This is a genomic window from Nitrospirae bacterium CG2_30_53_67 (genome assembly GCA_001873285.1).
Taxonomy (GTDB): domain Bacteria; phylum CG2-30-53-67; class CG2-30-53-67; order CG2-30-53-67; family CG2-30-53-67; genus CG2-30-53-67.
On sequence record MNYV01000127.1, the window covers coordinates 1 to 5989 of the forward strand.

General features: G+C 55.8%; 6 protein-coding genes and 1 pseudogene. All 7 read right to left on the bottom strand.

Annotated features, from left to right (window positions below; genetic code table 11):
* Positions 1-263, bottom strand: a 263-nt coding sequence (locus AUK29_07995; GenBank protein ID OIP62651.1) for a diguanylate cyclase, incomplete at its 3' end; no start/stop codon positions are given.
* Entirely contained in the window at positions 260-565 is a 306-nt protein-coding gene (locus AUK29_08000) for a DNA-binding protein (protein OIP62652.1), read from the bottom strand. The genes AUK29_07995 and AUK29_08000, both read right to left, overlap by 4 nt.
* A 130-nt stretch (positions 566-695) precedes the next feature.
* Positions 696-1430, bottom strand: coding sequence for a hypothetical protein (locus AUK29_08005; GenBank protein ID OIP62653.1), 735 nt, complete (start codon positions 1428-1430; stop codon positions 696-698).
* A 46-nt stretch (positions 1431-1476) separates the two neighbouring features.
* A pseudogene (locus tag AUK29_08010) lies at positions 1477-2088 on the bottom strand (peroxiredoxin).
* Between the two features lie 205 nt (positions 2089-2293).
* Positions 2294-3010, bottom strand: coding sequence for a Rossman fold protein, TIGR00730 family (locus AUK29_08015; GenBank protein ID OIP62654.1), 717 nt, complete (start codon positions 3008-3010; stop codon positions 2294-2296).
* Positions 3011-3098: 88 nt separating this feature from the next.
* A complete protein-coding gene (locus tag AUK29_08020) occupies positions 3099-4454 on the bottom strand; it encodes a TrpB-like pyridoxal-phosphate dependent enzyme (GenBank protein ID OIP62655.1) in 1356 nt (451 codons plus the stop codon).
* A 193-nt stretch (positions 4455-4647) separates the two neighbouring features.
* Positions 4648-5955: a hypothetical protein gene (locus AUK29_08025; protein ID OIP62656.1), complete on the bottom strand. Its 1308-nt coding sequence runs from the start codon at positions 5953-5955 to the stop codon at positions 4648-4650.
* Positions 5956-5989 lie beyond the last annotated feature (34 nt).

Below are 5989 nucleotides of genomic sequence, written 5' to 3' on the forward strand. Positions count from 1 at the left end.
TGGTAAACGGCGATGCCGGCCTGCGCGAGTTTCATGAGTGCGCCCTGGCCGATCCCCCCGACCACCACGCCGTCTACGTGCTGTCCATCGAGGGCCCTGAGCGGTTCGCACATGCCGTGGGCATGATGCTGGTCGGCGTTGTAAACGGTTGAGACATCCCGGCTCTCGGGATCCACCACCACAAATGCGGGGGCGGAACCGAAGTGACCGTAGACCTCGCTTTCAAAGGCGTCGGACTTTTTCACGGGGAAACAAAGTTTCATTTTAGTTCTCCTTTCATGTAAATGGGTTCTTCAAATACAAGGGCCTTGCCTTGGGAGAGGGCCATGGCCGACTTTTTCCTTGCGCTGGAGAGGATTCTCTGCACCGTGCCCCTGGATATCCCCATCCTTTCCCCTGCCTCTTCCTGTGTCAGACCGTCCAGGTCGCACAGTTTCAAGGACTCCAGCTCATCCTTGTAAAGGGGTATCCGTTCGACGTCCGTCATGGGGATCCCTGTGGGCTTGAATGACCTTCCACGCCATTGACAGCCGCAGGATCTGGGTTTCTTATATCTCGGGGACATGGGTTGGCCCTTTCATATTGTGCATATGCACAATATAGACGCCTTATCCATTCTTGTCAAGGGAGATTTTTATGTTTTTATGTTTTTTCGGATTTCAGGTGGATTTTTTCTTGTGGGTACGGCAAGTGAATTATTTTTTCGTCCAGCCCACGGCAGCCATGTAGAGGATCGTCTCCTCGATACCGTCGAGGCCGATCAGTCGGTTCACTTCATCATCAAAAAAGGCCGCAATGGCGCAGACCCCGAGGTCCAGCGCTTCGCCGGCCAGGTAGAGATTCTGGGCGATGTGACCGGCGTCGAGATAGATGTACCGGTATGCCCTTTGCTCGTATTTCCACTTGGCCCGTTCGACAAGGGCGGACCAGAGGAAGGTAACCTGCGCCTTCATGACCATGGTTTGGCCCAGGGCGGCCTTGGCAAATTCCTTGGAGAGATCCCCCCGCTGAAGAAACTCAAGGTCAAAGTGCCTGGGCCTGAAGTGATAGAGACCGTGTTCGAGGCCTTCAACGGCCCTGACAGAAAGGTAAGTCTCTACGGGATATAAGGCCCCTGCCGATGGCGCGGTTCTGAACAGATGGTTCCCATGGCCGGACGTGATCCCCTGCGCCGCCCACAACAGGGAGGAGAGCAGTTCAAGTCCGAGAGGCCTGCTATCGTCAAAATTCCTCCTCGATCTTCTCTGAAGCAGAAGGCTCCACAAACCCGGTTCCCCTGAGAGGTCGGGTTTGGGGAGGGTCATGACCGATAGGGGGTCCTCGTAATACTTGAAGGGTTCAGGCCGACGGCGAAAGTCCAGGGAATGACCGCCGATCTTTCCGGGGTCGTACTTGGTCTCCTGCTGAAACCTCTCTCCAATGTCTTTCATGATTCTCTGATTTGCAATAAGCTTCTCAAATGCCCCGGTATTTGCGCTACTTCAGTGCCTCGTAAACCTTCCCGACCATCTTGGCCGAGGGCTTGAGGGTCTTGGCCCCTTCGATCCATCGTGCGGGACAGGCCTCATCGGGGTGTTTGGCCAGGTGGATGTTGGCCTTGAGTTTTCTAAGAAGTTCATCCACGTTCCTCCCCATGTTGTAGAAATTGACCTCCGAGGCCATGAGTTTCCCCTCGGGGTTGATGATATAGGTTCCCCGGAGGGCCAGACCTGAGGCGGGGTCATAGATGCCGAACAGCTTTGAAACGGCGCCGGTAGGGTCGGACCCCATGGAAAATTTCACCTTCTCCAGGAGCTTCTCATCGCGCTGCCAGGCCATGTGCACGAACTTGGTATCGGTACTGACCGTGATTAACTCGGCGCCCAGTTTTTTGAATTCATTCTGCCGATCTGCCAGATCAGCCATTTCCGTGGCTCAAACAAAGGTGAAGTCCGCCGGATAGAAAAAAAGGATGGTCCATTTCCCGGCTTTTTCCAGCGCGTTAAGGGAGGTTTTTCCGAAGTCGGACCGTTCCGGATCATAAGTCTCCAGGGCAAAGTCCGGAACCGTCTGTCCCACCTGTAGTCCGTAAGCAAGTTCCTGTGTCATCTCATCCTCCTGATTGTTGATTAATAAAGTTGGTTCTTCTCCCATATAGTGGGTAAAAAGGGTTTGAAGGTTGAAGAACCATAGGGTTATAGGATTCAAGGGGTCAAGGGTTCAAGTGAAATACTGACGGCTGGAATTCTTGACCCCTGTCTATGGAGTATAATCGTCATTGTCTGTTTTGGCAAATGGGCGGTTCCCTCCGGGTCTATTGGGGATGGACATGGTTATTCGTAAACTCCACGATGTGACAGACGATTTCCTCAGGGGTTTTGCAGACCTGGAGCAGGTCCAGATCCTTGGGAGAGATGCATTTCTCAGTAAGCATGGTCTTCCTGAAGAATTCAAGGATCGGCTCCCAGTATCCGGGATCATAGAGGACGATGGGGAAGTGATCGATCTTGTCGGTCTGGGCGAGGGTCAGGGATTCGAAGAGCTCATCCAGGGTCCCGAAGCCCCCGGGAAAGATGACAAAGGCGGTGGAATATTTTACGAACATGAGTTTGCGGACGAAAAAGTATCTGAACTCCAGGGAGATGTCCTGGAAGGGGTTCGGGGTCTGCTCAAAGGAGAGTTCAATGTTGCATCCTACGGAGATGCCGCCCCCTTCCTGCGCCCCCTGGTTGGCCGCGGCCATGATGCCCGGGCCGCCGCCGGTGATGATGGGATAGCCCTTCTCCGAGAGGAGACGAGCGGTCTCGCGTGCGGCCTGGTAATAGCGGTGTGTCTCCTCTGTCCGGGCGGAGCCGAAGATGGCCACGGCGCCGTGGATCTCGTGTAGGTTCTCGAAACCTTCCACCACCTCGCCCAGGATCCGGAGGGCCCTCCAGGGATCCTTTTTCGTAAAGTCCTCCCTCTCTTTCAATGGCGGGGTGCGGAGCAGTTCACGGTCTTCGTTAACGGACTTCTTGCATTTTCTCTTCATCAAACGTCCTCATTTCAGGGATGCCAAGAAACGGGAAGCCCCTCTGTGTCGAGAAAGGGGCTTTCCCTAGATGACAGCCGGCCATGACTTACGGTTTGACCTTCGGCAGGTTCGCAAGGGCGGCCTTGATCTTGGCCTCCGGATAAGCGCAGTCCGTGAGTTTGCCGGAGAGGTAGTCATCATAGGCGCTCATGTCGAAGTGCCCGTGTCCGGAGAAGTTGAACAGGATGACCCGTTTTTCTTTGCGTTTTTTGGCCTCGAGCGCCTCGTCGATGGCGGCGCGGATGGCATGCGAGGTCTCCGGGGCGGGGATGGTCCCCTCGGATCGGGCGAACATGAGCGCCGCCTCAAAACAGGTGAGCTGCGGGTAGGCCCTGGCCTCGATCACACCGGCATGCACAAGCTGGCAGAGGAGCGGGGCGTCCCCGTGGTAGCGGAGACCTCCGGCATGAATGCCCGGCGGGACAAAGTCGTGCCCGAGGGTATGCATCTTGACGACCGGGGCCATCCTTGCGGTATCTCCATAGTCAAAGGTATAGGGGCCTTTGGTGAGGGTGGGGCAGCTTGCGGGTTCTACGCCAAGGAGCCGCACCTTCTTGCCTGCCGCCTTGTCCGGCACAAAGGGGAAAGAGAGGCCGGAGAAGTTGGAACCGCCCCCCACACAGCCGATGACCACGTCCGGGTACTCGCCGGCGATCTCCATCTGCTTTTTAGCTTCGAGGCCGAGGATGGTCTGGTGCATGCAGACGTGATTGAGCACGCTCCCCAGGGAATAATGGGCATCAGGGTCGGTGGCCGCCTTCTCTACGGCCTCGCTGATGGCGATGCCGAGGCTCCCGGGATTGTCCGGGTCCTTTTTCAGCAGTTCCCGGCCGTAGTTGGTCTGGTCCGAAGGGCTGGCAAAGACCTTGGCGCCCCAGACATGCATGAGCGAACGGCGATAGGGTTTCTGGTTGTAGCTGACCTTGACCATGTAGACCTGCAGCTCGATATTAAAAAAGTTGCAGGCCATGGCCATGGCCGATCCCCACTGGCCCGCCCCGGTTTCGGTGACTATCCGTTTGGTCCCTTCCTTCTTGTTGTAATAGGCCTGAGCGACCGCGGTATTGGGCTTATGGCTTCCGGCCGGTGAGACGCTCTCGTTCTTGTAATAGATATGGGCCGGGGTGTCGAGGAGCTTTTCGAGCCGCGTTGCCCGAACCAGCGGTGTCGGCCTCCAGATAGAATAAATCTTCATCACCTCATCCGGGATCTTGATCCAGCGTTCGCCGCTCACTTCCTGTTCGATGAGCCCCATGGGAAAGAGGGGAGTCAGATCACCCGGTGAGACCGGCTGCAATGTCGCCGGGTGAAGGACCGGCGCCGGGGGGCCTGGAAGGTCCGGGATCACATTGTACCATTGGGTCGGCATTTCGCTTTGTTTGAGATAGATACGGTTTTCCATCATGTTTCTCCTCAGGAAAGGTTATAGCCGGAATATACCGGGAAATACGGCACCGGCATGGGATCAGCGTTTTGAATGGGAACGTTTAGGACGCAAGCAAACCTTCCACGGGCATAAATTACCAAGACCGTTTATAAATGTCAATAAAGGAAAAATCCAGCCCTGAAAATACAGGTGAAATGCCCGGAAAGAGCTATTTCCGGAGGAAAAAGAATTCTTCGAAAAGCCGCGGGTCATCGAACGTTCTCTCGCCGATCAGGGCGGTCCCATGATGTCCCCTTTGCCGCATGCTGCCGATATCAGGAATCCCTGCCGGAAAGAAAAGAAAACGCTCGGGCCTTTCCGTCTCCCCTTTCACGATCCCCTCGGGGCTGAATATGCTCTCATTCCGTCCGCTGTCCCTCGGAAGAGATTCCAGGACGTCGTAAGGGAGAAGGGTATAGGTGATAGGGGTGCCGGCCGAAAAGCCGGTGTAGTGAATGCGTTCCACCCAGTGCCTTCGGGTTCCGATCCGGACGGAGAGCCTGGATCCAGGCTCATACGGAGGGAGCCACTGAGGGACAAAGGCATCTTCCCGGAACAGTTCGGTCTTGGGTCCCCTGAAAATCTTTTCCGAGGGAAAGAAGAAGTGATAACATCCGCAGTTGTGGATCACGTCGACCATGGCCGGCTCCCCTGCCGGAAGAAGCGTGATCCTCAGGTTCATGCCGTGGATCCTGCCTGACTCAATATCGAGCAGGCCGGTCCTGGGTCTTTGTTTGTACCAGATTACATAGTTCAACTGGAGAAGGGGACTTCCTCTCAGTATGGCATGGGTCGCATAATAATAGACTGCGGGGCGCTCCGTGTCCACGGCCATGTGCGGACCTTGCCAGACCACGATACCCGGGAGGTCATAGTCCCCTGTCACATCCTGTTCCAGCACCGGGGCATAGCGCTCTGCAATCCACTTCAGCTCCTGATCGCTGAGCAGTGGAATTCCGAGAGGATTTTGAGATGCCTTTAAAAGCAGGCCCTCAACCGTGTTCCCATTGAGATCCGGCATCTGAGATATACCGGGAGAAAAAAGGGTCAGGGTTCCACGGGGCTCAAGATCTTCGATGGGGACGGCATACTGTCTTGAGACCTTGGCCTTGTAGTTTGCGATCCCTAATCCGATAGGAATTGTAAACAGGGGATAAAGTCCCAGGACCTTTCTTGCTCTCCGGTATTCCGAAGGGATCTCCTCCGAATTCAGGGCGAGCGTACTCCATCCGACGTTCTTTTTTGCATGACTCAGGAGCGCCTGGGCGCATTCATGGGCATCGGCCTTTAAAGATTCTCGAAGGTCCTGGGACGACGGCTCACCGATCCCGGGCCCGCTCTTCAGCCCGTGCAGCCATGGAGCCAAGGCCGCATCCGGCAGGTTCTCGATCTCCTTGTTGACGGCCAGGCTCCCTTCCTGATCGAGCAGATTCAACCACTGTTCACCCTCGGCCTGGTCCGTGATGAAATACTTCATCTCCTCCAGGAAACGGGTCGTCCTCGTGAGGGGT

Excerpts from the sequence above, each read along its gene's own strand:
- AUK29_08000 (OIP62652.1), bottom strand. The coding sequence starts at position 565 with ATGTCCCCGAGATATAAGAAACCCAGATCCTGCGGCTGTCAATGGCGT.
- AUK29_08005 (OIP62653.1), bottom strand. The coding sequence starts at position 1,430 with ATGAAAGACATTGGAGAGAGGTTTCAGCAGGAGACCAAGTACGACCCC.
- AUK29_08015 (OIP62654.1), bottom strand. The coding sequence starts at position 3,010 with ATGAAGAGAAAATGCAAGAAGTCCGTTAACGAAGACCGTGAACTGCTC.
- AUK29_08020 (OIP62655.1), bottom strand. The coding sequence starts at position 4,454 with ATGGAAAACCGTATCTATCTCAAACAAAGCGAAATGCCGACCCAATGG.
- AUK29_08025 (OIP62656.1), bottom strand. The coding sequence starts at position 5,955 with ATGAAGTATTTCATCACGGACCAGGCCGAGGGTGAACAGTGGTTGAAT.